The sequence below is a fragment of the Prevotella sp. kh1p2 genome (assembly GCF_900111525.1).
Taxonomy (GTDB): Bacteria; Bacteroidota; Bacteroidia; order Bacteroidales; family Bacteroidaceae; genus Prevotella.
On sequence record NZ_FOHY01000013.1, the window covers coordinates 83,712 to 110,206 of the forward strand.

Consider the following 26,495-nt stretch of genomic DNA (forward strand, 5'->3'; position numbering starts at 1 on the left):
GTACAAATAAAAATAATAACTGAAATGGAAAATCAAACTAAACAGAATGCGAGCATAATCGCCATCATAACTATGATGTTCCTTTATGCCATGATTTCGTTCGTAACTAACCTCGCCGCACCTATCGGAGTGATTTGGAAAAGCCAGTTTGGCGGTGCAAGCGCCAACACGGTAGGCATGCTGGGCAACGGCATGAACTTCCTGGCTTACCTCTTCATGGGCATTCCCGCCGGTAAACTTCTTACCAAGGTAGGCTACAAGAAGACTGCCATGATTGGCATCGCCATTGGTTTCATCGGCGTGTTTACACAGTTCTGCTCCGGCTTCTTCGACCCCGAGACATCCAAGTTAGCCGGTTTCGTAGTCTATCTGCTGGGCGCTTTCATCTCCGGATTGTGCGTCTGCATCCTCAACACCGTTGTAAACCCCATGCTGAACCTGCTTGGCGGCGGCGGTAACAGAGGCAACCAGCTCAACATGATTGGCGGAACACTGAACTCACTGACCGGAACCATCACCCCGCTCTTTGTCGGCGCGCTCATCGGTACCGTGACCGCATCAACCCAAATGGTAGATGTTAACATGGTGCTCTACATCGCCATGGCCGTGTTTGCACTCACCTTCATCATCCTCGGCTTCATTCCAATCTCCGACCCCGAGAGAGGCAAGGTTACTGCCGACACCGTTTTCGAGCGCAGCCCATGGGCTTTCCGCCACTTTATGCTGGGTGTGATTGCCATCTTCGTTTATGTTGGCGTTGAAGTGGGCATACCCGGAACGCTGATTTACTACCTTTCTGACCAGACCGACAAGGGTGCCGGCCTTACCGGTAACGCCATGGCAATAGCCGGCTCGGTAGCTGCAACCTACTGGTTCCTGATGCTGGTAGGCCGTTTCTGCTCCTCATTTATTGCCAACAAGGTTTCGAGCAAGACGCTGATGACCATTGCCACCTTCGGCGGTATGGTGCTCATCATCCTCGCCATGATATTGGGCAAGGCAACAACCGTATCCATGCCGGTGTTTAACGGCACCTCCTTCGACACCGTTGTCGTGCCTATCGCTGCCCTGCTGCTGGTTCTCTGCGGTCTGTGCACATCGGTAATGTGGACCTCCACCTTCAATCTTGCCACCGAGGGTCTGGGCAAATACACTGCTGCAGCATCCGGTATCTTCATGATGATGGTTGTAGGCGGTGGCGTACTGCCGCTTATCCAGAGCTCCATTGCTGACTACGTAAGCTACATGGCCTCCTACATTGTGCCTCTGATAGCTCTTGCCTACATGTTCTTCTACGCCGTTGCAGGCAGCAAGAACGTGAATAAGGACATCAAGATTGACTGATTTCACACCTAAAATCATAAAAACCATGGATATTGAAAAAGTAAGAAGCCGCTTCATCAAGCATTTTGACGGCAAGACCGGCAACATCTACATGTCGCCGGGACGCATCAACCTCATCGGCGAACACACCGACTACAACGGCGGATTTGTTTTCCCCGGCGCCGTTGACAAGGGCATCATGGCCGAGCTCCGGCCTAACGGAACCAACACGGTGATGTGCTACTCCATCGACCTGAAAGACAGAGTGGAGTTCAAAGTCGACGACCCCGACGGCCCGCGCGCCACATGGGCCCGTTATATATACGGTATTGTGCAGGAGATGCGCGCCCTCGGCGTTGACGTCAAAGGGTTCAACACCGCCTTCTATGGCGACGTGCCATTGGGAGCCGGCATGAGTTCATCGGCCGCGCTGGAGAGCTGCTTCGCCTTTGCCCTTAACGACCTGTTTGGCGACAACAAGGTTTCCAAGTGGGATCTCGCCCTCGCCGGCCAGGCCACCGAGCACAAGTACGTAGGCGTAAACTGCGGTATCATGGACCAGTTTGCCTCCGTCTTCGGGCAGCAAGGCAAGCTGATGCGCCTCGACTGCCGCAGCCGCGAGTTCGAATACTACCCCTTCGACCCGCAGGGTTACAAGCTGGTGCTGCTCGACTCCAAAGTAAAGCACGAACTGAAGGGCTCGCCCTACAACGACCGCCGCAACAGTTGCGAGAACATAGTGAAGCACATTGCCGCCAAGCACCCCGAGAACAAGTTCGAAACTCTGCGTGACTGCACCTGGGAACAGCTCGAGGAAGTCCGCCAGGAGGTGGGAGAAGAGGATTACAAACGTGCCCACTTCGTGCTCGGAGAGAAGGACAGAGTGCTGGCTGTATGCGACGCTTTGGAGAAAGGCGACTACGAGACAGTAGGCCAGAAGATGTACGAAACCCACGAAGGACTTAGCAAGGAGTACGAAGTATCGTGCGAGGAGCTGGACTACCTGAACGAACTGGCCAAGGCCAACGGCGTTACCGGCAGCCGCATCATGGGCGGAGGCTTCGGCGGATGCACCATCAATCTGGTCAAGGAAGAACTCTACGACAAGTTCATAGCAGACGCAAAGGCCAGGTACAACGAAAAATACGGCCACGCACCGGCAGTTTATGAGGTAGTCATCAGCGACGGTTCTCATAAGGTCTGCTAACCTGCAGCACCCTCTACACGGCTCATCCGCTAAACGCACCGACGCCTGTCGCGAGACCCGAGTCAGCTTCCTGACACCTTGGACACGCTTCCGCCCACCGCAGAATTGCATATTCCGCCCAGCGTGAAGAATGCCTACGGACAGGAAGAAGACTTCGCTACCGGCATCCTTGCATTTAGCGGGTGAACTCATTTACCTGAACATCGAGACACGCAAGCAGTAAGCCCGGGTGCTCGAACATGCCTTTTGACGTGCCGAAGTTATGCTTCGGGAACTTTCGACAAGTGTCACACGATTGTTCGACAAGTGTCACACGATTGTACGACAGGTGTCGAAACTTTCCATCCACGGTTTTCGGCACCGTTGGGTCAACCGTCTTCCAACTCTAAAAATACACTTCGTAACGCAGCGTCTGTCTTTTTTCAGGTCCAAGATTTCCTGTCATCCCTTACGGATAACAGATTTTTATACACAAACCAAACACATTTTACCAGTAATGAAGAACTTAACACTTATTGCAGGCCTCGCCATGTTGATGCTCAGTGCCTGCACCCAGAACAAGAACTTAACAGAGTCGGGGCTTGACCCGGCCGCCTTCGACACCACCATTAACGAGAAGCCCGTGCAGCTCTACACGCTTAAGAACAGCAAGGGCATGGAAGTAAGCATCACGAACTTCGGAGGCAGAGTGGTCTCTATTATGGTTCCCGACAAGAACAACCATCCTACCGACGTGGTGCTGGGCTACGACAACATTGCGCAATATGCCGACTCGGTGAACAGCCCGAGCGACTTCGGCGCTGCCATCGGCCGTTATGCCAACCGCATCAATAAGGGTCAGATTACCGTAGGCGGCAAACTGATACAGCTGCCGACCAACAACTACGGCCACTGTCTGCACGGCGGCCCCTCCGGATGGCAGTACCAGGTGTACGACGGCAAGCAACTGAACGACACGACCCTGCAACTCACCCTGCTTTCTCCCGACGGCGACAACAACTTCCCGGGCAATGTAACGGCCCATGTAACCTATACGGTGAAGAGCGACAACACGCTCGACATGCGTTTTGAGGCCACTACGGACAAGGAAACCGTTGTCAACATGACCAACCACTCGTACTTCAACCTCAACGGAGACCCCTCCAAGCCGGGCACTGACATGGTGCTGTACATCAATGCCGACAGGTTTACGCCGGCCGATGCCACCTACATGACCACCGGAGAGATACTTCCGGTGCAGAACACGCCGATGGACTTCCGCAAGGCTCATGCCCTCAACGAGACCATTAACGACACTACATTCCAACAAATCAAGAATGCAACGGGCTACGACCATAACTGGGTGCTCAATACTTACAAGGACGGCAAGGGCGATGACACTACGGTGGCAGCCAGCCTCTACTCCCCCGGCACCGGCATCCTGCTGGAGATGTTCACCAACGAGCCGGGTGTACAGGTCTACACCGGCAACTTCCTGGGTTCCGGAGTCAAGGGAAAGAAAGGCATCGCCTATCCTCGGCAGGCCTCGGTGTGCCTCGAGAGCCAGAAATATCCTGACTCCCCGAACAAGAAGAACTGGCCTTCGCCCTATCTGAAGCCGGGAGAAAAGTACTACAGTCACGTGGCTTACAAATTCAGTGTGAAATGAGAAAGAAAATCATATCAACCACATTGGCATTAATCGCATGCCTGGGTAGCTTTGCCCAGGATGCGATTATTTCAGTTTATCCCGAACAGGGAAAGCATAAAATAGACAAAGAAATCTACGGACAGTTCGCCGAACACCTGGGCACCTGTATCTACGGCGGACTGTGGGTAGGTCCGGAGTCAGGCATACCCAACATTAACGGCTACCGCAAAGACGTTTTCGAGGCGCTCAAGAGGCTGCATGTTCCGGTGCTGCGCTGGCCGGGCGGCTGTTTTGCCGACGACTATCACTGGACGGACGGCATAGGCCCCAAGAACCAGCGGCCGTCACTTCGCAACAACAACTGGGGCGGAACGATTGAGGACAACTCATTTGGAACGCACGAGTTCCTGAACCTTTGCGAGATGCTGGGCTGCGAGCCATACGTTACGGGCAACGTGGGAAGCGGCACGGTGAAGGAGATGGCGCAGTGGATAGAGTACATGACGTCTGACGGTGATACGCCTATGGCCAAGCTCCGCAGGCAAAACGGACGCGAAAAGGCCTGGCGCGTGAAGTACTTCGGTATCGGTAACGAGGCCTGGGGCTGCGGCGGAAACATGCGGCCCGAATACTACAGCGACCTCTATCGCCGCTACACCACCTACCTGCGCGACTATTCTAACAACACGCTCTTCAAGATTGCCAGCGGTGCCAATGCCGGCGACGTTCACTGGACGCAGGTTCTCATGGACCGCATAGGCAACGGCATGCAGGGCATCTCGCTACATTATTATTATGTAAGGGACTGGAACCACAAGGGTTCGGCCACCCGCTTCAGCGACGCGGAATACTATCAGACGCTCGGCTCCTGCGTTTACATGGACACACTCATCAGCAAGCACGAGGCCGTAATGGACAAGTTCGACCCGCAAAAGAAGATAGCACTGATGGTAGACGAATGGGGAACGTGGTGGGATGAGGAACCCGGCAGCGTTCCCGGCCACCTGTACCAGCAGAACTCGCTGCGAGATGCCATCGTGGCTGCCATGACCCTCAACACGTTTCATAAGCACACCGACCGCGTTCGCATGGCAAACATCGCCCAGCTGGTCAACGTTCTGCAGTCTATGATACTCACCGACACCAAAGGAACGGGGCACATGGTGCTCACGCCCAACTACTACGTGTTCGAAATGTACAAGGAGTTTCAGGATGCAATCAACATTCCGGTACAGACGCAATGCACCATGCTGCACGATACCGATAACCGCCAGATACCCCAAATCAGCGCTTCCATGGCCCGCAAGCAGCAGGGCGGCTACGTGCTTGCACTCGTTAACACCTCGCTAAGCAAAGATGTGGAAACGGAACTCCGCCTGGGCAGCATCGCTCCCAAGCAGTTGTCGGGCAGGATTCTGACAGCTCCGCGCATCAATGACTTCAACGATTTCAGCCATCCAGAGACCGTCAAGCCGGCTGAATTCAGGAATATCAGGAACGCGAAGACCCAGAAAAACACCGTCAGAGTGAAAATCCCAGCCAAATCTATCGTTGTTTTGGATATAAAATAGTACATTTGCATTATCACTTAAAATCAGTTATAACAATGAACGATAAGAAATTGATGAACCTTGCTGCCGACAATATCCGCATCCTGGCGGCCTCTATGGTAGAGAAAGCCAAGTCGGGACATCCGGGCGGAGCTATGGGCGGAGCTGATTTCATCAACGTACTTTTCTCTGAATACCTCGTTTACGACCCCGCTGACCCTGAATGGACAGGGCGCGACCGCTTCTTCCTGGACCCTGGTCACATGTCACCCATGCTTTATGCTGCACTCTGTCTGCAGGGCAAGTTCACCCTCGACGAGCTCCGGCAGTTCCGTCAGTGGGGCTCACCTACCCCGGGTCATCCGGAGCGTGACGTCAAGCGGGGCATCGAGAACACATCAGGACCACTCGGACAAGGCCATTCCTTTGCTGCCGGAGCTGCCGTTGCAGAGAAGTTTCTGCAAGCTCGGCTGGGCTCAACCATGATGCAACACAAGATTTATGCGTACATTTCAGACGGTGGAGTGCAGGAGGAAATCTCCCAAGGCACCGGTCGGCTGGCCGGACTTTTGGGCCTCAACAACCTCATCATGTTCTACGATGCCAACGACATCCAGCTTTCTACCGAGGTAGGAGCGGTGATGAAGGAAGATACTGCAGCCAAATACAAGGCCTGGGGCTGGAATGTAATGACCATCGACGGCAACGATGCCGACGCCATCCGCCAGGCTTTGGACGATGCGCAGCATGAAAGCAGCCGGCCGACACTCATCATCGGCAAGACCGTGATGGGCAAGGGAGCCTTGAAAGAAGATGGCTCAAGCTACGAACACAGCATCAAGACCCACGGCGCACCGCTGGGTGGCGAGGCCTACCGCAATACCATTACCAATCTGGGAGGCAATCCCGACAATCCGTTTGTGGTGTTTCCAGAGGTTGAAAAGCTCTATGCCAACCGCAGGGAGGAGCTGAAGAAGATTGTTGCAGCCCGCAGAGAAGAGGAAGAAAAGTGGAAACTGGAACACCCGGAGAAGGCCCGCGAGATGGAAAAATGGTTCTCCGGACGGGCGCCGAAGATAGACTGGACCAAGGTGCAGCAGAAAGCCGGCGTGGCTACTCGTGCCGCCAGCGCTGCCTGCCTGTCGGCTTTGGCCGAGCAGGTGCCCAACATGATTTGCGCTTCTGCCGACCTTTCCAACTCCGACAAGACCGATGGCTTCCTCAAGATGACACACAACATCACCAGGAATGACTTCAGCGGCGCCTTCTTCCAGGCCGGAGTAAGCGAGCTGACCATGGCCTGCATGTGCATCGGCATGATGCTCCACGGCGGCGTAATCACCGCTATGGGCACGTTCTTCGTGTTCTCCGATTATATGAAACCGGCCATCCGGCTCGCTGCCCTGATGGAAGTTCCCGTCAAATTCATCTGGTCGCACGACGCCTTCCGCGTGGGCGAAGACGGCCCAACCCACGAACCGGTAGAGCAGGAAGCCCAGATACGCCTGATGGAAAAGCTGAAGAACCACCACGGCAAGGACAGTGTGCGCGTCTTCCGGCCGGCCGATGCCGAGGAGACAACTGTCTGCTGGGCCATGGCGATGGAAAATACGGCAACCCCGACAGCACTCATCTTCTCGCGCCAGGGTGTCGAGAACCTGCCTGCGGGCAATGACTATGGGCAGGTGCGCAAGGGCGCCTACGTCGTAAAAGGCTCTGATAACGACTTCGATGTCATCCTGCTGGCGTCGGGTTCCGAAGTCTCCACGCTCGAGTCCGGTGCTGCCCTGCTCCGCAACGACGGCATCCGAACGCGCATCGTGAGCGTTCCTTCCGAGGGTCTTTTCCGCTGTCAGCCCCACGACTATCAGCAAACCGTCCTCCCCAAGGGGGCTAAGATATTCGGCCTTACGGCCGGGCTGCCCGTCACCTTGCAGGGACTTGTGGGCGCCGAGGGCCGTGTCTATGGCCTCGAGACCTTCGGATTTTCAGCTCCGTACACAGTGCTCGACGAGAAGTTAGGCTTCACCGCCGAGAACGTTTACCGCCAAGTAAAATCGTATCTGAATGAATAAGTAAACATATTGGCCGCCGACGGGTTTCTCCCCCACAGTGAGAAAGCCCGCAGACCCTAATCTTTAAATTGTTAAAGCCTATGGAAATCAAGACAGTAGGAATAGCTTGCGACCACGCAGGTTATCCATTGAAGCAGTTTGTTGTAGATTACCTTGAGAAGAAAGGTTATCCGTTCAAGGACTTCGGAACCTATAGTGACATGAGTTGTGATTATCCCGACTTCGCCCATCCGCTTGCAGCAAGCATCGAAAGCGGTGAAGTTTATCCCGGCATTGCCATCTGCGGAAGCGGCGAAGGCATGTGCATCACGCTGAACAAGCATCAGGGCGTGCGCGCCGGACTGGCCTGGAACAAGGACATAGCCGGGCTTATACGCCAGCACAACGATGCCAACGTAATCTGTCTGCCAGCCCGTTTCATTGACAACAAGACAGCAGAAGGCATTCTGGACGCATTCTTCAAAGCCACCTTTGAGGGCGGGCGCCACGAGCGCCGGGTAAAGAAAATACCCGCAGAAGCCAAAGCCTGAAATCTTTAGAGTCATATCATGCCACGAATTTTCGCAGGTACCGGCAGCTTTCTCATTATATATATTGCTGCCGACTGACCCGTGGAAATTCGTGGTTTACTGAATGTAACAAACCAAACATGAACAAACTATTCCTCACCCTCCTGCTTTCGCTGTCGTTTCAGCTAAGCAACGCCCAGCAGCATTTTATCACCGACGCGCAGTTCCGCGATACTGTAGAGCAGGCGTTCAGGGCCAAACTGCCGCTCATTCAGCCATTGCGGATGTACATCATCGACCCTTTCCGCAAGCTCAAGGCCACACCCAGGGAAATTGAAGCGCTCAAGTTCCTCTATGCCTACATGCCCACGGCCGATGGCACCGACTATTCTGTCGAGTTCTACCTGCAGAACGTGCGCCAGACTTTCAAGACCCAAGCGGAGATGCCGTGGGGAGCAAAGGTGCCCGAACTGCTCTTCCGCCACTTCGTACTTCCGCTGCGCGTGAACAATGAGAACCTGGACTCCGCCCGCATGGTGTTCTACCGCGAGCTGAAAGAGCGCGTGCGCGGCCTCAGCATGAAGGATGCAATCCTCGAAGTGAACCACTGGTGCCACGAACATGTTACCTACACACCCTCCGATGCCCGCACCCTTTCGCCCTTGGCCTGCATGCGCAACGCCCTCGGACGGTGCGGAGAAGAGAGCACCTTTACCGTAGCAGCCCTCCGCTCGGTAGGTATTCCGGCCCGGCAGGTGTACACTCCGCGCTGGGCTCATACCGACGACAACCACGCCTGGGTAGAGGCATGGGCCGACGGAACCTGGTACTTCCTCGGTGCTTGTGAGCCCGAAGCCGTGCTCAACCTTGGTTGGTTCAACGCGCCGGCATCACGTGCCATGCTGATGCACACCCGGGCGTTCGGCAACTACCAAGGTCCGGAGGAGGTGATGCTGCGCACTTCCAACTACACCGAAATCAACCTCATCGACAACTACGCAGCTACGGCCCGCGTCGACTTCCGCGTCGTGATGCCCGACGGCACCCCCGCAGACCGCGCCCGCGTAGAGTTTAAGATTTACAACTACGCCGAATTCTACACCGCTGTGAACAAGTACACCGACGACAAGGGCCAAACCTTCCTCACCGCAGGCAAGGGCGACATGCTGGTTTGGGCCTCCAAGAACGGCCGCTACGGCTTTGCCAAGGCCTCGTTCGGCCGCGACAAGCTCGTTACCATTACCCTTAACCACGACGAAAAGACGGATAAAGCCCAACAGGTGTTCGACGCCGAACAGCTTGACATTGTGCCCCCGGCCGAACATGCCGTAATGCCGGAAGTGACGGACGAGCAGGCCAACCGCAACAAACAGCGCTTTGCACAGGAAGACTCCATACGCAAAGCCTACGAGGCCACCTTCTTCAAGGCTTCAAACTACCCCGGACTCTCAGAAGAGAAGGTGCGGTTGCTCACGCTCTCACGCGGAAACTGGCGCACGATACTGGCTTTCCTCGAGAAACACAAGGACAACGAGGCCCGCGCCATCAGTCTGTTGCAGAGCATCAGTACCAAAGACCTGCGCGACATGCCCATGCCCATACTCGACGACAGCTACCTTGCCACCAGCAACCAGCTCTCGCCACGCGTGGAAGATGAAATGATAATAGCCCCCTTCAAGCGATATTTTGAGAAGCATGCCTTCATAAAATCGTTCATCAAAGAGTGCCAGAACGATCCTTCCAAACTTGTAAAATGGGTGAAACAAAACATCCGCATCAACCCCGACAAGGGCTCCCTGCGCATCGCACAGACGCCGGTTGCCGTGATGAAAACCTGCATCACCGACACGCGCAGCCGCGACATCTTCTTTGTTGACCTGGCCCGGAGCCTCAACATCGAAGCCCGCAAGGACGTGGTAACGTCGAAGGTGCAGTACAAACACAATGGTCAATGGATTGACGTGAACTTCGACGCCACCGAGCAGAAGCCAACTCCAACCGGCACCCTCGTGCTGAAGTACACGTCCACGCCCCAACTCGACGCCCCGAAGTACTACAGCCACTTCAGCATCAGCAAGATAGAGAACGGCAGCGCCACGTTGCTGAACTTCGATGAGGGCGAAGTCGACATGGGCGGCGGACAAAGCCTGCAGGCCTTCCGCAAAGGAGTAACCCTCGACGAGGGCACCTATCTGCTCGTTACCGGCACCCGCCTGGCCAACGGCACCGTGCTGGCAACCCACCGCACGTTCAACATCAGGGCCGGCCAGACTACCGACGTAGACCTCACCATGCGCACTTCTGCAACCGAGGTGAGCGTCATCGGCAGCTTCAACAGCGAGGACAAGTTCCTCAAGGAGGGCCGCGAGGTGAGCATCCTCTCGCAGACAGGCCGCGGCTACTTCGTCGTCGGCATCCTCGGCGTGGGCCAGGAGCCTACCAACCACGCCCTGCGCGACATTGCGAAGATGAAGACCGAGCTCGACAAATGGGGCCGCCCGTTCGTTCTCCTGTTTGAGAGTGAGGCCGAGGCCCGCAAGTTCAAGGCCGATGAATTCGGCCAGTTGCCCCGGAACACCATCTTCGGCATAGACCGCGACGGCGCCATCAAGCGGGAAATCGTTACGGCCATGAAGCTCAGGAACGACCGCTTGCTGCCCGTGTTCATCATTGCCGACACCTTTAACCGCATCGTCTTCTCCTCGCAGGGCTACACCATCGGCCTGGGAGAACAGATAAAGAAGGTAGCCGACAAGCTCTGATTCAGCCTCCGGAACATAATTACCAACTTTTTACCGCATGCTGGTAACACCTTTACCAGTATGCGGTAATTGCATTACCAGATAGTGGTAAAGGCATTACCAGATAGTGGTAAAGGCATTACCAGATAGTGGTAAAGACATTACCAATATGTGGTAAACATACGGTAATTATGCAGCTATGTGCCGGATGGCGCCCTCCCGGCCCCTCGGAGCAGTGTAATGATGAAAAAAAGCATGGTCGGAGTGTAGGATTAGAGCCTGAAATGCTTTGCAGAATGCAAACTTTTTAATACCTTTGCACTTAGTTTAGAGAGTCGGGCATATACTTAACATGCCGATAAAAGCAGGAAATCCAACAAGCAAGAACTTATATTGGTTTAACAAACATAAAGCTTTTCATTTTTTAAGTTGTACTGATTCTACAATCAGGGTGTCAATAACAAGTAGGGATACTTGGATACATATTATATAAAATTGTAGTAAGTAGAACAACATAGCACGGAGTCGTGAGACCCTGTGCTATTGTTTTTTCAGGCCCACACGCCTGCCGGTGCGCTGCCGGCGGCGGGCTTCACGGTTGCCGCCTGCAGTGTACAGACCCCCCACTCCCCTTCTCCGGCACAAAAAAATGCCCGCGGCCGTAGCTGCGGGCATCATCGGCCGGGCGGTTGCCGGCGTGGTTATTCGGCCGTTTGCTTGGCCGTATGGTCGGGCAGATGGAACTGGTAGCTCTGGTCGAACACCTGACTAACCTTGTTAATCTCCAGGAACGTGGTGCCTCCACCTTCTCCGAAGCTGCCGCTCAGGTAGGCAATCTTGTCCTCGGGGCGCAGGTATCCTTTCTGCAAGAGCATGCGCAGGGAGGCCGTGAAGAGGTATTGAGAGCTCACGTGTTCCTTCTGGTAGATGGGTATAATGCCGTAGCTGAGGTTCAGCCAGCGCTGGGTTTTCTCGTTGTAGCAGATGGCCAGCACGGGCGTGGGGCCGCGGAAGGCGGCTATGTCGCGTGCCGTCTGGCCGGTTTCGCTGGCCGTGATGATGCCTGCCACGCCCAACTTGCGGGTGGAGTCCATGGCTGCGTGGGCCAGAAACTCCTTCTGCGTGCAGTTGGCACTTAGCGGAATTTCAACTTCCTGGTCACGTTGGCGGTCCTTTTCTGCCTGCTCGGCGATGGCTGCCATCGTCTGCACGGCCTCCAGGGGGTACTTACCCGAGGCGGTCTCGCCGCTCAGCATGAGGGCATCTGTGCGGTAGTAGATGGCGTTGGCAATGTCGGTTACCTCGGCGCGGGTGGGCCTCGGGTTGCTTATCATGGTGTGCAGCATCTGCGTAGCCACAATGACGGGCGTCTTGCGGACAATGCACTTGCGGATAATTCGCCGCTGTATGCCGGGTATCTGCTCAATGGGCACCTCGATGCCGAGGTCTCCGCGGGCTATCATAATGCCGTAGGAGGCCTCTATAATCTCATCAATGTTGTCCACGCCTTCCTGGTTTTCAATCTTCGATATTATCTTGATGTCGCTTCCGTGCTCGTCAAGTATCTTCTGTACGGCCTGCACGTCGGCCGCACTCCGCACGAAGCTGTGGGCTATGAAGTCAATATCGAGCTCGATGGCGAGCAGGATGTTGCGGTAGTCTTTGTCCGTTATGGCTGGCAGCTCCACGTGTACGCCGGGCACGTTCACGCTCTTGTGGGCTCCCAACAGGCCGTCGTTCATCACTTCGGCCACCAACATGGGGCCGTCGGCCTCCACTACCTTCATGTCTAAAAGTCCGTCGTCAAAGAGCATGTGGTCGCCTACATGCACGTCGGTGGCAATGTCGGAGTACGAAACATTGAGTATATCGTGGGCCGAATCCATCTCCGGACGGCCGAAAATCTTCACCATGTCGCCCGTATGATAGGCTATCGGGGCCTTTACATCGGTGGTTCTGATTTCCGGTCCCTTGGTATCAATCATGATGCCGATGTGGGGCGACACGGCGCGAACATTGCGCACGATGGTGCGGATGCCGTCGGGCTTGGCGTGGGCCGTATTTATGCGCACCACGTTTACACCCGCAAAGAAGAGCTTACGGATAAAGTCAACGTCGCATCTCAGGTCACTGATGGAGGCTACTATCTTTGTTTGTTTCATCTTTTCTATATATAACGCTGTTCTATCATTGGTTCATAACAACAAGCGAAGCATCGTGCTGCTTCGCCCCTGCGCTGGTTCGGGGTTACTTCATGTCGATGATGTCGTTGCCGGACTCGCCCTGCTGCGGAGCTGCGGCAGCGGAACTGTCAGGCTGCTCCACCACTTCGAACTTGAAGGGCAGCTTCTCCCGCTTGGCCGGTGTCTTGTCCCAACCCACGGGATGGTTCAGTTCCAGCACCTGGTCGTCGGCCAACTGCAGGGCTTTCTGCAAGGTCTCGCGATCCATGGTCTCGCGTGCAACGGTGCCCAAGCCCAGCGCCGTGCAGGCCAGATAGATGTTCTGCGACACGTAACCGGCATCCATGGCGCCCAGTTTCTCGCCTGTCTGGCGGCCTCCGAACTTGCTCTGGTCGCTCACCAGCAGCAGGCAGAGCGGCACGTTGGTAGTAAAAGTCTGCCTACCGGCCACCGCCGGGCGCAGGTCTTTGCTGCTCTTCCGGGTCAGCGTGTTGTTGGCGGGGTCGTAGAGGTAGGCTCCCTCCTTGCGGATAACGTAGACCCTGATGTCCTGGGCATTGATGGCAGAAGGCGCGGTAATCTTGGATTCGGCCGGCCGGCTGATGCCGCAGGCAGCCCACAGCAACTGTGACAGCGTGGCGTTGTCTACCTCGCGTTGCTCGTACTCACGCACCGAGCGCCGCTGCTGCAGTGCACCGTAAAGGCTCATCTCCACGTTCTTGGAGGGTGCGGGCAGCGTTACCACGTCCTGGGCCATAGCTCCGCCTGTCAGCAACAGGGCAAAAGCCACTGAAAACAGTATTCTTTTCTTCATTTCGGTATATACTTTTAGTTGCTACAAAGTTAGTAAAAAAAGGAGGAAAGACGGAACGAAAGGACGAAAAAAACATTAAATGAAGATTTTATACAGCGCGGAACAGCGCCCTTGCAGCCCGCAGCGGGAAACCTGGTGCTGCTAAAACTCGAAGTCGAAGTACAGCTGCACCCACTCGCCCCGGTGCATTTCGTCGCTGCGCGGATTTGATACCGACAGCCCCATGAGCCTCACGCGCCTGCCCGGCGAGCAGCTCACCTGCTCCAGCAGCTTGCGGGCAAGGGGCAGGATGTCGTCCTTCGTCCTCAACACCTGCGTGGTTGTAAGGCTCCGGGTTATCTGGGTAAAGTCGTGGAACTTGATTTTCAGCGTCAGCGTCTGCCCCTCGAAGTGCGATTTCTGCAGCCTTCCTTCCAGTTCCAGAGCGGTATGGCAGAGCGCCGCCTGCAGCTGGCCAGGCTCGAAAAGGTCTTCCTCGAAGGTGCGCTCGCAGCCAACCGACTTCCTTATCCAGTCGGTTTCAACCGGCCGGTTGTCGATGCCGCGGGCGAAGTTGTAATATATCTGCCCCATCTTGCCGAACACTTCGCGCAGGTGTTGCTGCGAGCAACGGCGCAACTGCAGACCCGTGAAGATGCCCATGCGGTGCATCTTCTCCGCCGTCTTGGGCCCCACGCCCCAAAAATCCTCAACAGGCAGGCCCGCGATGAAGTCCATCGCCCTGTCGGGATGTATCACGCAGAGGCCGTCGGGCTTGCGATAATCGGACGCTATCTTAGCCAGAAACTTGTTGTACGATACTCCGGCCGAGGCCGTAAGCTGCAACTCCTCGCGTATGCGGCGCTTGATGTCGCGCGCGATGTCCACGGCCAGCCCGATGCCTTTCTTGTTCTCGGTCACGTCGAGGAACGCTTCATCAATGGAAAGCGGCTCGATGAGGTCCGTATAATCGCTGAAGATGCGGTGCACAGCCTGCGAAACCTCCTTGTAGACGGCGTAACGCACGGGTACGATGATGAGCTGCGGGCACAGCTTCTTGGCTATCTGGACCGACTGCGCCGAGTGAACGCCGAACCTGCGGGCCTCGTAGCTGGCCGTTGTCAGCACGCCCCGCTCCGAGTCGTGGCCCACGGCAACGGGCTTGCCCCGCAGTTCGGGATTGTCTCTCTGCTCGACCGAAGCAAAGAAAGCATCCATGTCAACGTGTATAATCTTGCGCATGCTCACCTCCTGCAAAAGTAATCAAAAACCCGCAGAACGGCAAACATTGCCGCCGGGTTTTCGCTCCGCCGCCGCCCCCTGCCCCTACCTTATATATAATAGGGGGCATGCGGCGGCGCATTCTTTTTGTTAAAAATTTACAATACGTGGCATGACATAAAGATTTTTACCTATATTTGCAGCTACAAAGCAATGTTTTTTATTAATACCTAAACACTATGGCTTATAAAATTGTTGACGTCGAGGGTATCGGCGAAGTTTATGGAAAGAAATTAGTTGAGGCAGGCATCAAGACCGTTGATGATCTGTTGGAGAATTGCAAGAAGCCGGCAGGACGCAAGGCACTGGAAGAGAAGACGGGTATCAACGGCAAGCTGATACTTACCTGGACCAACCATGCCGACCTGATGCGTATAGACGGCGTTGGCCCACAGTTCTCCGAACTGCTCGAAGCCGCCGGAGTTGACACCGTGAAGGAGCTCAAGCACCGCGTGGCAGAGAACCTGCAGCCCAAGCTGGAGGAAGTGAACGCACAGAAGAACCTGGTGAACCGCGTGCCATCTCTTAAGGAAGTGCAGAAGATGATTGACCAGGCCAAGGAGCTGCCTACCGTGGTGGAGTACTAACCCGGCGGGCTGCAACAACGCAGTTAAGGCCGTGACGAGGGTGGAGAACGGGCAGACAGTCTGCCGGTTTCGCATCTTCGTCATGGCCTTTGTCGCTTTCTTGGCCCACCATCTCACAGCTTCCGTAAGGCGCTGGCAGCCAAGGCGTTTTGGCGGAGGTGTCGTTCAAGCCTCTTGAAGATGCCCTTCAAGCCCCTTGAAGCATAGGTTCAAGGGGCTTGAACGATACGTTCAGGGAGCTTGAACCATAGCTCCGCCAAAACCGCCAGCCCACGGCACCCTCCCGCCCTCGGCTCTCCCACCCTGCCCCAGGCCCCATTCTGCCGCCCTGCTGCCCTCAACGGGCAAAGCTGAAACAGAGTGGTAAGGAAGAGAAACGGACTCTCTTTTCTTGACAAAAGAACCAACACGAGTTGCCGAAACACGTGAGTTTCGGGATATAACGAACTGAAAATTAAGCACTTCTACAACATTTTTAGAGCTTAATATGCAAAAAACAGCCAATAAATTTTCATTTGAAACAAAAAAACCTTATATTTGCAATCCGAGTTTAAGACTAAAGTAAAATTATGCAACATCAATAATAACAAAGTATAATGACTAAGGCAGAAATTATAAACGAGATTGCTCAGAACACAGGTGTGGCCAAAAAAGAAGTGGCCGTGGTAGTAGAGAGCTTCATGGATTCCATCAAGGACAGCCTCCTTGATAAGAGAGAGAATGTGTACCTGCGCGGATTTGGCAGCTTCATCATCAAGCATCGCGCCGCCAAGACCGCCCGCAACATTCTCAAGAACACTACCATCACCATTGATGCGCATGATTTGCCCAGCTTCAAGCCGGCAAAGAGCTTCATCGAGCAGATGAAGGGATAATCGCCTCCGCGTGCAGGAGGCTTCGGGAATGACTCTTCTGGCAAAGAAAAGAAACTATAACATTATCACATAACGATTTAAACATTAACAGCTATGCCAAACGGTAAGAAAAAGAAGGGTCACAAGATGGCCACGCATAAGCGTAAAAAGAGATTACGTAAGAACAGACATAAGAGCAAGTAAGGCTTTGCTCTGTAGCCTATTCAAAAGACTAATGGGGCGTGTCTTCCGACATGCCCCAATTTATTTAAGTATGAGGAAATCCCCCGCAGGCGGGATTTCGACTAAGTAAAGTAACAAGAAGATGACCAGCGAAGTAGTAATTGACGTCCAACAGAAGGAAATATCAATAGCCCTCCTGGAAGACAAGAAACTGGTGGAGTACCAGAACGAACCCCGTTCGGCTTCATTCTCGGTTGGAAACATCTACATAGCAAAGGTGAAAAAGCTGATGCCGGGCCTCAATGCCTGTTTCGTAGATGTAGGTTATGAGCGCGATGCCTTTCTTCATTATCTTGACTTAGGGGGCCAATTTAACTCTTATCAGAAGTACCTCAAGCAGGTACAAAGCGACAGAAAGAGACTTTATCCATTCTCCAAAGCATCGCTCCTACCCGATATCAAACGCGACGGCAGCGTACAGCAAACGCTCACCACGGGGCAGGAAGTTCTGGTGCAAATCGTAAAAGAACCCATTTCCACCAAGGGTCCGCGGCTTACTGGCGAGCTCAGTTTCGCAGGACGTTTCCTGGTGCTTATCCCTTTCAGCGATAAAGTCTCCGTCTCTTCTAAAATCAAAAGCGGCGAGGAGCGCGCCCGCCTCAAGCAACTCATCCACAGCATCAAGCCCAAGAACTGCGGCGTCATTGTGAGAACCGTGGCCGAAGGCAAACGTGTGGCCGAACTGGACGCCGAGCTGAAGATACTGAACAAGCGCTGGGAAGACGCCATCGCCAAGGTGCAGAAAACCCAGAAGCGCCCGCAGCTGGTGTTCGAGGAAACAGGCAGGGCCGTTGCCATGCTGCGCGACCTCTTCAACCCGAGCTACGAGAACATCTACGTGAACGATGAGGAAGTGTTCAAAGAAGTGCAGCATTACGTGGGGCTCATAGCTCCCGAGAAGGCGGGCATCGTGAAGATGTACACCGGTAAGGTGCCTATCTTCGACAACTTCAACATCACCAAGCAGATAAAGGCTAGCTTCGGCAAGACCGTAAACTACAAGCACGGCGCCTACCTCATCATTGAGCACACCGAGGCCATGCACGTGGTCGACGTGAACAGCGGCAACCGCTCCAAGCAGGGCAACGGACAAGAGGCCAACGCACTAGATGCCAACCTCGGTGCTGCCGACGAGCTGGCTCGCCAACTGCGCCTGCGCGACATGGGAGGCATCATCGTTGTAGACTTCATCGACATGAACCTGGCCGAAGACAGGCAGATGCTGTACGAGCGGATGTGCAAGAACATGCAGAAAGACCGCGCCCGCCACAACATTCTACCGCTGAGTAAGTTTGGCCTCATGCAGATTACAAGGCAACGCGTGCGCCCGGCCATGGATGTAAATGTAGAAGAGAACTGCCCTACCTGCAACGGTACGGGCAAGATAAAGTCAAGCATTCTGTTCACTGACCAGCTTGAAGGTAAGATTGACCGCTTAGTAAACAAGATTGGTATCAAGAAATTCTATCTCCACGTTCACCCGTACGTGGCCGCTTACATCAATCAAGGTGTACTCTCCCTGAAGCGTAAATGGCAGCTGCAATACGGACTCGGAGTGCGGATTGTGCCTTCTCAGAAACTCGCTTTCTTGCAGTATGAATTCTATGACGACAAGAAGCAGTTCATTGACATGAAGGAAGAAATCGAAACAAAATAAAGCAAGGGTGAGCCAAACGGGTTCACCCTTGCTTTTTAATACTTTAACCCAACGAATTGTTACTGGCTTTCAGGCATCGCAAACGCTGCTTTACAGCCGCTACTGCACAACCTTATAACGGATGCGGAAGCTGTGTTCCTCCTCGTTCCAGTTGGTTCCCAGGATTTCAAAGCGCCCTATCTGTGCCGTGCTGCGCACATGCTTGCCGATGCAGGGACACACGTCGAAGTCGCCTATCCGCACCAGTCGGATGGTTTCAGAGCTGTCTTCGGGCAGCCTGTCCAGCTGCACGCCGGCCGGCAGATGGTTGCGGTCCACGAACTCGTAGGTAACAGGCAGGTCGGCTTCTATGAGCTCATTCATCTGCTGTGCTATCGCCTTCTCTTCCTGCCGCGTGGGCTTGTGGTCGATGATGTAGCTTATCTTGCTTTTTTTACGCTCAATGTGGGCATTGCGACTGCGCTCGCAGCCAAACATGCGGACCATGACCTGGTTGAGCAGATGTTCCGCCGTGTGAGCCGGCGGGAACTCGTCTTTGTTGTGCTCGTTGAGCACGTAGCCGTTTGTTTCTGTTTTCATGTTGAACTTAATGATTCTTCCACTGTGTGGTCTTAATTCAGTTTGCACCGTTCCATCTCTGCGCATAGCGAACACTTTCTGCTCGCCGGTGAGCAAATCGGTGCCCTCCACCTCCTTTTCCTGCAGCTGCAGATAGTCGAAAGCGTGGCCTGGAATAACGATGTTGATGTTTACCCGCCCGCTGCCAAAGTTCACTGCCACCAGCAATACATCGTCATCGCACTTGCGCAGGAAGGCGAACTGCCGCCGCGGGTTGAACTGATAGGATTGCGGATTGACGTACATCAGGTCGAAACTCTCACCCTCCCTGACTGCTTTCTCACGGTTGGCAATGCGCAGCACCTGCTGGTACTTCAGCGCGAGGCGTTTCTCCTCCTTGGTTAGTTGCGCCCGGTCAAAGAAGCCACGGTAAATAGCATCGACTGTCCAGTAGTCGAAGATGGTCGTCCGTCCGTCCCTTCCGGAGAAGCCCTCGGCATCCATGCCGCGCTCGCCGAACTCCTGTCCGGCGTAAAGCATGAAGGGATTTGCCTTCAGCAGCACGCTTACGATAAGGCCGGGCAGGGCCTTGAAGCCGTCTGCACAGAAGAAGTCGGACGCTATGCGCTGCTCGTCGTGGTTCTCCATGAAGTAGAGCATGTGGTCGTGAATATCGTCGGTCGACTGCCACTGGTAGGTAATGGACGAGGCCGGACGGCGTCCGCAAATCACGTCGCGTATGCAGTTGTACATGCCGACTTTATCGTACAGATAATCGAAGCCGCTCTGCACGTAGATCCGGTACTGGCTGGTGTCGTACACTTCGCCAATGAACACGATGTCCGGATAGCGCTCCTTGACGATGCGGGTGGCATAAGTCCAGAACTCATGGGGCACCATTTCGGCCATGTCACAGCGGAAGCCGTCAACTCCCTTGGCTGCCCAGAAGAGCAAAATATCGGTCATCTTGCCCCATGTGTTGGGTATGGGGTCAAAGTGGCGGCCGTTTCCGGAAGCGTCACTGTAATCTATTCCGTAGTTCAGTTTGATGGTTTCGTACCAGTCGTTCTGCCCCGGGCGGTTGTCGAAGCGGTCGTTTCCGGTTGCCCGGGCAGGCATTTCCTCGTAGTCGTCCTTGTCGAAATAAGGGTCGAAGGGCTGGCCCGGACAATAATAAAAGTTGTTCTGGGGCGAAAAACGGCGGCTGGTGTCATCGCCTTCACCGAGATCCTGTACGCCTGCCGGCTTGCAAACGGAGCGGTACTGGCGCGCCACGTGGTTGGGAACAAAGTCCATGATGACCTTGAGTTGGGCCTTGTGGGTGCGCTCCACCAACTGCTCAAACTCCTGCATGCGATGCTCCACGTCCGTTGCCAGGTCGGGGTCGACGTCGTAGTAATCGGTAATGGCGTACGGAGAGCCTGCCCTGCCCTTGACGACATGCGGGTTCTGCCGCGGAATACCATAGCCCGTGTAGTCCGTCTGGGTAGCATGACGGATGATGCCCGTGTACCAGATGTGGGTAGCTCCCATGTCGCGGATGCGGCCGAGCACGGCAGTGTCGAAGTCATTCATCTTCCCCACGCCGTTCTCCTGCAACGAGCCGTTGGGCTGTCGGGTGAGATTGCGGTTGCCGAAGAGTCGTGTCAGGACTTGGTAAATGATTATTTTGCTTTTCACTTTTTGCTGTTTCCAAACAAAAAAGAGCCGAAGGAACCCCACTGCCCCATGAGGGCTGTCTGCTGCCTGTCCTGCGGCCAATGGGCCGGATGCGGCAGAGCGAGAGGTTCCTTCAGCTCTTCAATACTATGCGATGCCGTGAGCGGCAACGGTCTTGTCTATACGTGCTATCATGCCTTGCAGTGCCTTGCCCGGTCCGCACTCCGTAAAGTCGTCGGCGCCGTCGGCTATCATGTTCTGCACTGAGCTTGTCCAGCGAACGGAACTCGTAAGTTGAGCAATCAGATTGGCCTTGATTTCGGCTGCATCAGTATGCGGCTTGCCGTCTACGTTCTGGTAAACGGGACACTTGGGAGCTTTGAACTCGGTCTGTTCGATAGCCGTCTGGAGCTCGTCCTTGGCCGGTTTCATCAGCGGAGAGTGGAACGCTCCGCCCACGTTAAGCGGCAAGGCGCGCTTTGCTCCGGCAGCTTTCAGCTTTTCGCAAGCCTCGCCGATGCCCTCTGCATCGCCTGAAATAACCAGCTGGCCGGGGCAGTTGAAGTTGGCGGCAACCACCACCTTGCCCGTTGCACTTACCTCGGCACAAACTTCCACCACCTTTTCGTCCGGCAGGCCGATGATGGCTGCCATCGTACCGGGATTGGCTTCGCAAGCCTTCTGCATGGCCATGGCACGGGCATGAACGAGCTTCAGTCCGTCTTCAAAGCTCAACGCACCGGCTGCAACGAGTGCAGAGAACTCGCCGAGCGAATGGCCTGCCACCATGGCGGGCTTGAAGTCGGCGCCCATGCAGAGTGCGGAGATAACGCTGTGCAGGAACACTGCGGGCTGTGTAACCTTGGTTTGCTTGAGTTCCTCGTCGGTTCCGGCAAACATGATGTCGGTAATCCTGAAGCCAAGAATATCGTTGGCCTTGTCGAAAAGCTCCTTAGCGAGCGCGTTGTTATCGTAGAGGTCCTTGCCCATACCTACGAACTGCGAACCCTGTCCGGGAAATACAAATGCTTTCATACTGTGAAATATTTTATTTGAATGATTATTTTTGCAAAGATACTAAAAAAAACGCGTAATCGCTCTCAGTAGCAATTAAAAAACAACTCCTGGCCGCCTTGCCTGCCGCCGGGCACGAAAAAATCCCTGTCGCCATTGCGGCAACAGGGATTTCTATATAGACTTGCTTTACAGTGCAATAATATATATCTGTACGGAGTTTTACTCTGCAGCGGGTGCTGCTTCTTCCTCTGCCTCTACTTCGGCCTTGGGAGCCTCCTCTGCGGGAGCTTCCTCCTGGGCAGGAGCTTCTGTTACGGCATTCTCGGCAACAACCTTTACGGGAACCTTTACCTCTACATCCTTGTAAAAGTGAACGGTTGCCTCGTAATCACCCACCTTCTTGATGTCGTGCATGGTGATAATCTTGCGGTCGATATCAAAGCCGAGCTTCTTCAGCTCTTCTGCTACGATAGCCGCATTCACGGAACCATAGGTTACGCCTGTTGCCGAAACCTTGGCCGAAATCTCCAGAGCAACGTCCTTGAGTGCTTCGGCCTTCTTCTCGGCCTCGGCCTTGAGCGCGGCCAGCTTGTGGGCCTGCTGCTTCATGTCCTCGGCGAGCACCTTCAGTGCACTGGGTGAAGCGATAACGCCTTTGCCCTGGGGGATGAGGTAGTTGCGGCCATAGCCGTTCTTTACAGTTACAATATCGTTCTTGTAACCCAGTCCGATAATATCTTCTTTCAGTATAATCTTCATTCTGTTTCCTCCTTTAATTATTTCATCAAATCGGTTACGTAAGGAAGCAGAGCTATCTGGCGGGCACGCTTGATGGCCTGAGCTACGCGGCGCTGGTACTTAAGCGAAGTGCCGGTGATGCGGCGCGGGAGAATTTTACCCTGCTCGTTCAGGAACTTCTTGAGGAACTCGGGGTCCTTGTAGTCGATATACTTGATGCCGCTCTTCTTGAAACGGCAGTACTTCTTCTTCTTTGTGTCGATAGAAGGAGCTGTCAAATAACGGATTTCTGATTGCTGTGCTGCCATAATTAAGCCTCCTCTTTTTTACCAAGTTTGTTTCTACGCTTCTCTGCATACTGTGCAGCATACTTGTCGAGGCGTACTGTCATGTAGCGAATAACTTTCTCATCACGGCGATAGCCAGTCTCGAGCGTGTTGATAACTGACGGCTCTGCCTTGAATTCCAACAAGCAGTAGAAGCCCGTGGATTTCTTCTCGATAGCATAAGCCATCTTCTTCAGTCCCCAGGCCTCTTCGTTCAGAATCTCAGCACCGTTGTCGGTGAGCAGCTTCTTGAATTTAGCGACCGTTTCCTTCATCTGTTCATCAGACAAAACGGGAGTCAAAATGAAAACGGTTTCGTATTGATTCATACTTTTAAAATGATTGATATAAATAATTACTTTTGCCTTCGATACCGACGCCTCTTGTGGCTTCTTCACGAAATGCGGTGCAAAATTACGAATAAAAGTCGAGATATGAGAACATGACATGGGAGTTTTTCGGCTTTTAACTAATTTTTACGAAAATACCGGTAACCTGAACCGGCTTTTCTCTAAATCTTTTCTTACTTTTGCCGTTGCAATGAAGAAATACGTGAAATACCTGGGGCTGCCCCTTGTTTATGCCGGAGTGCTGCTGCTCGCTATCAGCTACGTGGCCCGCACAACGAGCAACCTGCTGCTCTTTACAGGCCTGGGCTGCATCGTGGCCGGCATCATTGGCTACGTGTACTCAGTCCGCCACACTTCCAAATACTGATTTTTCCTGCTCCCGCCAACGGCAGCCTGAGTTGCCGGCAGGCTGATTTGAGGATGCCGAAGGCTCTTGGCATGAACTTTCGACAAGTGTCGCACAATCGTTCTACACTTGTCGCATAATCGTGCGACACTTGTCGAAAGTTCGCGACGCAACTAATCAAAGAAAATGAAGAAAGGCAGAAGTTGTTGCAAACTAACTGATAATGAGGAAGAAACGGTATGATTTGCGTAAAGCTGCACCATTTATAAAGGGCAGTAATATGCAGATTTAGGCAGAAGTTCAGTTACCAAACCGTTACCCGATTTGGGGATAGGTAACGATGGAGTAATATTCGGTAACTGAATTATTTTCGCTCGTGTGGCTGTTGCTACGGTCGGCAGTTTTCTGCATAACTGAGGAACGCTTTAATTCGGGTAACTTTGCCCACAAATATTAAAGCGTATGAAACACGAGAAAATGAAGGTGTTGCTCTACCTCAAAAAGAGCGGTCTTGACAAGTCGGGGAAAGCTCCGATTATGGGACGTATTACCATTGGGCGTTCCATCGCCCAGTTCAGTTGCAAGCTCTCCTGCAATCCCGACCTGTGGAATCCCCGTGAGAGCCGAATGGACGGAAAGAGCCGTGAGGCGGTGGAAGTGAACGGCAGGTTGGAAAACCTGTTGCTGTCCGTTCAGTCGGCTTATCAGTCCTTACTCTCCAAAGGTTGCCTGTTTGACGCAACCGACGTGAAGGAGCAGTTTCAAGGCAGCGTGCAGACACGGTGTATGCTCATTGAGAGGCTGGATATGCTCATCAAGGAAAAGGAAAACCATGTAGGTATAGACATCAAGGAAGGAGCCATACACGGCTACCACTCCGCCCGGATACATTTACAGAAGTTTATTCAACGGAAGTACAAGGTCTCGGACTTGGCATTCTCTCAACTCACCGAGAATTTTATCCAAGAGTTCCGGCAGTATTTCTTAGGTGAGTGCGGTTTTCAGGAAAGCACGTTCTATAATGTAGCCGCGCATTTGAAGACTGTATGCAGACTGGCTTACCGTGAAGGATTAGCTGATGTGCTACTTTTTGACAAGGTTAAGATATCAAAGGGGGATAAGAAACTGCCAAAGGCACTTGACAAGGCAGCATTGGACAAACTAAAAGCACTCCGCTTTGATGATTTGGAGGAGGATTTGGAAACGGCAAGGGACATCTTTCTCTTTGCATGCTATGTTGGTGCGGCCTATTGCGATTTGATGGAACTGAACAAATCCCATCTTGTCCGTGATGATGAAGGCAGTCTGTGGCTGAAGTTCAACCGCCAGAAGACAGGCGTGCTTTGCCGTATCAAGCTGCTGCCCGAAGCCGTTAGGCTAATAGCGAAGTACCGTAGCGATGAAAGGGAAACACTGCTTCCCTACATCAAGTACAAAACCTATCAGACCTGTTTGAAAGCCCTTCGGCTTCGTGCAGGCATATCGTTTCCTTTTACCACGCATACTGCAAGGCACACCTTTGCAACGCTCATCACGCTCGAACAGGGCGTACCCATCGAAACGGTGAGCAAGATGCTGGGACATTCCAATGTAAGCATGACGGAACGCTATGCCAAAGTAACCCCTCAGAAACTCTTTGAGGAATTCGACCGTTTCCTCTCTTTCACCGAAGATTTACGTTTGACCATATAAATGACAACCATTATGAGAAGTACATTCAAGATACTATTCTATATCAACAGACAGAAGACAAAGGCAGACGGAAGGACAGCCATTCTCTGCCGTATTACCATAGACGGAAAAAGTGCAGTCATTACCACAGGCGAAGAATGTAAGCCCTCCGAGTGGAACGTCAAGCAGAGCTTGACGACTGACAGAAAGACCAATCAAAGACTCCATGAGTTCAGGGAACTTGTGGAAAAGACCTATCGGGATGTTCTTGTTAGGGACGGGGTGGTAAGTGTCGAATTCATCAAGAACCACCTGCAAGGCATTGCCACCCATCCTACAACTCTCCTTGCCATGAGCAGGGCGGAACTGCAAGCAGTCAAGGAAAGTATTGGCAGGTCAAGAGCGGAGGGAACTTTTCTGAATCTGTCCCATTCTGACAGAAATCTCCGTGAGTTTGTCAAAGATAAAGGATTGCAGGACATACCCATTTCCACCATTACGGAGGATTTGTTTGAGGAATACCGTTTCTTTCTCAAAAAGCGTGGATTGAAGGGAACGACCATCAACAACTATCTCTGCTGGCTGAGCCGACTGATGTTCCGTGCGGTTAGTCAAAGGATTATCCGCTGCAATCCCTTTGAGAACGCCAAGTATGAGAAAGAGGAAAAGAAGATACGCTTCCTGCAAAAGAGTGAAGTCGCTAAACTTGCGACAATGAAAATGAATGACAGGGAAGCGGAACAGGCAAGACTGATGTTCGTCTTCTCCTGCTTTACGGGACTGGCAATCGCCGATATGGAACACTTGCTATATAAGCATATCCAAACAGCAGCGGACGGGAGGAAGTATATCCGCAAGGAACGCCAAAAGACAAAGGTGGAATTCATTGTACCGCTGCATCCGATAGCAGAAACCGTCATCCGCTATTGTTGGGAAGAACAAGAAGGGAACGAAGAACAGCAGACGGTGAAAGAAAAGGGCGACAGCCTTGTTTTCCACAGCGATTGCAGTCGCAGTGTAATGGGCAAGAACCTGTGCATTGTGGGCAAGGCTTGCGGCATCCGTGAAAGTCTTTCCTATCACATGGCACGACACACGTTCGCCACGATGAGCCTTAGTGCAGGAATACCTATTGAGAGTATAGCCAAGATGATGGGACACGCCTCCATATCAAGCACACAGATTTACGCGCAGGTG

Annotated in this window: 21 protein-coding genes; 13 read left to right on the forward strand and 8 right to left on the reverse strand. The window is 53.6% G+C overall.

The window, feature by feature from the left end; all coding sequences use genetic code 11:
- Positions 1–24 precede the first annotated feature (24 nt).
- From BMW31_RS09025 to BMW31_RS09055, 7 genes are all read left to right on the forward strand, one after another.
- Entirely contained in the window at positions 25–1,344 is a 1,320-nt protein-coding gene (locus tag BMW31_RS09025) for an MFS transporter (protein WP_091824377.1), read from the forward strand.
- Between the two features lie 25 nt (positions 1,345–1,369).
- Complete coding sequence (galK, locus tag BMW31_RS09030; protein WP_091824382.1) at positions 1,370–2,530, forward strand: galactokinase; 1,161 nt, start codon at positions 1,370–1,372, stop codon at positions 2,528–2,530.
- Between the two features lie 496 nt (positions 2,531–3,026).
- Positions 3,027–4,178, forward strand: coding sequence for an aldose epimerase family protein (locus tag BMW31_RS09035; protein WP_091824385.1), 1,152 nt, complete (start codon positions 3,027–3,029; stop codon positions 4,176–4,178).
- Positions 4,175–5,731, forward strand: coding sequence for an alpha-N-arabinofuranosidase (locus BMW31_RS09040; RefSeq protein ID WP_091824388.1), 1,557 nt, complete (start codon positions 4,175–4,177; stop codon positions 5,729–5,731). The genes BMW31_RS09035 and BMW31_RS09040 overlap by 4 nt, the downstream gene beginning before the upstream one ends.
- 35 nt (positions 5,732–5,766) lie before the next feature.
- A complete protein-coding gene (locus tag BMW31_RS09045; protein WP_091824391.1) occupies positions 5,767–7,785 on the forward strand; it encodes a transketolase family protein in 2,019 nt (672 codons plus the stop codon).
- Positions 7,786–7,865: 80 nt separating this feature from the next.
- Positions 7,866–8,315, forward strand: a complete 450-nt coding sequence (rpiB, locus tag BMW31_RS09050; protein ID WP_091824394.1) for a ribose 5-phosphate isomerase B — start codon at positions 7,866–7,868, stop codon at positions 8,313–8,315.
- 119 nt (positions 8,316–8,434) lie between these two features.
- The gene (locus tag BMW31_RS09055) at positions 8,435–11,056 is read left to right on the forward strand and encodes a transglutaminase-like domain-containing protein (protein ID WP_091824397.1); all 2,622 of its coding nucleotides are present in this window, start codon (positions 8,435–8,437) and stop codon (positions 11,054–11,056) included.
- Between the two features lie 680 nt (positions 11,057–11,736).
- Here the strand turns inward: BMW31_RS09055 and pyk are convergent.
- From pyk to dinB, 3 genes are all read right to left on the reverse strand, one after another.
- Positions 11,737–13,197 (reverse strand): pyruvate kinase, encoded by a 1,461-nt coding sequence (gene pyk, locus BMW31_RS09060; RefSeq protein WP_091824400.1) that lies wholly within the window; start codon positions 13,195–13,197, stop codon positions 11,737–11,739.
- Between the two features lie 85 nt (positions 13,198–13,282).
- Positions 13,283–14,032: a nitroreductase family protein gene (locus tag BMW31_RS09065; RefSeq protein ID WP_091824403.1), complete on the reverse strand. Its 750-nt coding sequence runs from the start codon at positions 14,030–14,032 to the stop codon at positions 13,283–13,285.
- Between the two features lie 141 nt (positions 14,033–14,173).
- Positions 14,174–15,253, reverse strand: a complete 1,080-nt coding sequence (dinB, locus tag BMW31_RS09070; RefSeq protein WP_091824406.1) for a DNA polymerase IV — start codon at positions 15,251–15,253, stop codon at positions 14,174–14,176.
- Positions 15,254–15,471: 218 nt separating this feature from the next.
- On the opposite strand from dinB, the gene BMW31_RS09075 reads away from it, so the two are divergent.
- From BMW31_RS09075 to BMW31_RS09090, 3 genes are all read left to right on the forward strand, one after another.
- Positions 15,472–15,879 carry a DUF4332 domain-containing protein gene (locus BMW31_RS09075; RefSeq protein WP_091824410.1) on the forward strand — a complete coding sequence of 136 codons (408 nt, stop codon included), beginning with the start codon at positions 15,472–15,474 and terminating at the stop codon, positions 15,877–15,879.
- Between the two features lie 596 nt (positions 15,880–16,475).
- Positions 16,476–16,754: an HU family DNA-binding protein gene (locus BMW31_RS09085; protein WP_091824418.1), complete on the forward strand. Its 279-nt coding sequence runs from the start codon at positions 16,476–16,478 to the stop codon at positions 16,752–16,754.
- A 304-nt stretch (positions 16,755–17,058) separates the two neighbouring features.
- The gene (locus BMW31_RS09090) at positions 17,059–18,633 is read left to right on the forward strand and encodes an Rne/Rng family ribonuclease (protein ID WP_091824422.1); all 1,575 of its coding nucleotides are present in this window, start codon (positions 17,059–17,061) and stop codon (positions 18,631–18,633) included.
- A 99-nt stretch (positions 18,634–18,732) separates the two neighbouring features.
- Here BMW31_RS09090 and BMW31_RS09095 read toward each other — a convergent pair whose 3' ends face one another.
- The 5 genes from BMW31_RS09095 to rpsF form a co-directional block, all read right to left on the reverse strand.
- Positions 18,733–20,871, reverse strand: a complete 2,139-nt coding sequence (locus BMW31_RS09095) for an alpha-amylase family glycosyl hydrolase (protein ID WP_091824425.1) — start codon at positions 20,869–20,871, stop codon at positions 18,733–18,735.
- Between the two features lie 126 nt (positions 20,872–20,997).
- A complete protein-coding gene (fabD, locus tag BMW31_RS09100; protein WP_091824428.1) occupies positions 20,998–21,885 on the reverse strand; it encodes an ACP S-malonyltransferase in 888 nt (295 codons plus the stop codon).
- 201 nt (positions 21,886–22,086) lie between these two features.
- Entirely contained in the window at positions 22,087–22,626 is a 540-nt protein-coding gene (gene rplI / locus BMW31_RS09105) for a 50S ribosomal protein L9 (RefSeq protein WP_091824431.1), read from the reverse strand.
- A gap of 17 nt (positions 22,627–22,643) precedes the next feature.
- Positions 22,644–22,913, reverse strand: coding sequence for a 30S ribosomal protein S18 (rpsR, locus tag BMW31_RS09110; protein ID WP_091824436.1), 270 nt, complete (start codon positions 22,911–22,913; stop codon positions 22,644–22,646).
- Between the two features lie 2 nt (positions 22,914–22,915).
- Positions 22,916–23,260: a 30S ribosomal protein S6 gene (gene rpsF, locus BMW31_RS09115; RefSeq protein WP_091824472.1), complete on the reverse strand. Its 345-nt coding sequence runs from the start codon at positions 23,258–23,260 to the stop codon at positions 22,916–22,918.
- Between the two features lie 211 nt (positions 23,261–23,471).
- Here rpsF and BMW31_RS13485 point away from each other — a divergent pair, with 211 nt between their 5' ends.
- From BMW31_RS13485 to BMW31_RS09125, 3 genes are all read left to right on the forward strand, one after another.
- On the forward strand, positions 23,472–23,648 hold the full coding sequence (locus tag BMW31_RS13485) for a hypothetical protein (RefSeq protein ID WP_177166301.1): 177 nt from the start codon (positions 23,472–23,474) through the stop codon (positions 23,646–23,648).
- A gap of 441 nt (positions 23,649–24,089) precedes the next feature.
- Positions 24,090–25,319 carry a site-specific integrase gene (locus tag BMW31_RS09120; RefSeq protein WP_091824440.1) on the forward strand — a complete coding sequence of 410 codons (1,230 nt, stop codon included), beginning with the start codon at positions 24,090–24,092 and terminating at the stop codon, positions 25,317–25,319.
- Between the two features lie 12 nt (positions 25,320–25,331).
- The coding region (locus BMW31_RS09125) for a site-specific integrase (protein WP_091824475.1) at positions 25,332–26,495 on the forward strand (1,164 nt) is incomplete at its 3' end.

Excerpts from the sequence above, each read along its gene's own strand:
- BMW31_RS09025 (WP_091824377.1), top strand. The coding sequence starts at position 25 with ATGGAAAATCAAACTAAACAGAATGCGAGCATAATCGCCATCATAACT.
- galK (WP_091824382.1), top strand. The coding sequence starts at position 1,370 with ATGGATATTGAAAAAGTAAGAAGCCGCTTCATCAAGCATTTTGACGGC.
- BMW31_RS09035 (WP_091824385.1), top strand. The coding sequence starts at position 3,027 with ATGAAGAACTTAACACTTATTGCAGGCCTCGCCATGTTGATGCTCAGT.
- BMW31_RS09040 (WP_091824388.1), top strand. The coding sequence starts at position 4,175 with ATGAGAAAGAAAATCATATCAACCACATTGGCATTAATCGCATGCCTG.
- BMW31_RS09045 (WP_091824391.1), top strand. The coding sequence starts at position 5,767 with ATGAACGATAAGAAATTGATGAACCTTGCTGCCGACAATATCCGCATC.
- rpiB (WP_091824394.1), top strand. The coding sequence starts at position 7,866 with ATGGAAATCAAGACAGTAGGAATAGCTTGCGACCACGCAGGTTATCCA.
- BMW31_RS09055 (WP_091824397.1), top strand. The coding sequence starts at position 8,435 with ATGAACAAACTATTCCTCACCCTCCTGCTTTCGCTGTCGTTTCAGCTA.
- pyk (WP_091824400.1), bottom strand. The coding sequence starts at position 13,197 with ATGAAACAAACAAAGATAGTAGCCTCCATCAGTGACCTGAGATGCGAC.
- BMW31_RS09065 (WP_091824403.1), bottom strand. The coding sequence starts at position 14,032 with ATGAAGAAAAGAATACTGTTTTCAGTGGCTTTTGCCCTGTTGCTGACA.
- dinB (WP_091824406.1), bottom strand. The coding sequence starts at position 15,253 with ATGCGCAAGATTATACACGTTGACATGGATGCTTTCTTTGCTTCGGTC.
- BMW31_RS09075 (WP_091824410.1), top strand. The coding sequence starts at position 15,472 with ATGGCTTATAAAATTGTTGACGTCGAGGGTATCGGCGAAGTTTATGGA.
- BMW31_RS09085 (WP_091824418.1), top strand. The coding sequence starts at position 16,476 with ATGACTAAGGCAGAAATTATAAACGAGATTGCTCAGAACACAGGTGTG.
- BMW31_RS09090 (WP_091824422.1), top strand. The coding sequence starts at position 17,059 with ATGACCAGCGAAGTAGTAATTGACGTCCAACAGAAGGAAATATCAATA.
- fabD (WP_091824428.1), bottom strand. The coding sequence starts at position 21,885 with ATGAAAGCATTTGTATTTCCCGGACAGGGTTCGCAGTTCGTAGGTATG.
- rplI (WP_091824431.1), bottom strand. The coding sequence starts at position 22,626 with ATGAAGATTATACTGAAAGAAGATATTATCGGACTGGGTTACAAGAAC.
- rpsR (WP_091824436.1), bottom strand. The coding sequence starts at position 22,913 with ATGGCAGCACAGCAATCAGAAATCCGTTATTTGACAGCTCCTTCTATC.
- rpsF (WP_091824472.1), bottom strand. The coding sequence starts at position 23,260 with ATGAATCAATACGAAACCGTTTTCATTTTGACTCCCGTTTTGTCTGAT.
- BMW31_RS13485 (WP_177166301.1), top strand. The coding sequence starts at position 23,472 with ATGAAGAAATACGTGAAATACCTGGGGCTGCCCCTTGTTTATGCCGGA.
- BMW31_RS09120 (WP_091824440.1), top strand. The coding sequence starts at position 24,090 with ATGAAACACGAGAAAATGAAGGTGTTGCTCTACCTCAAAAAGAGCGGT.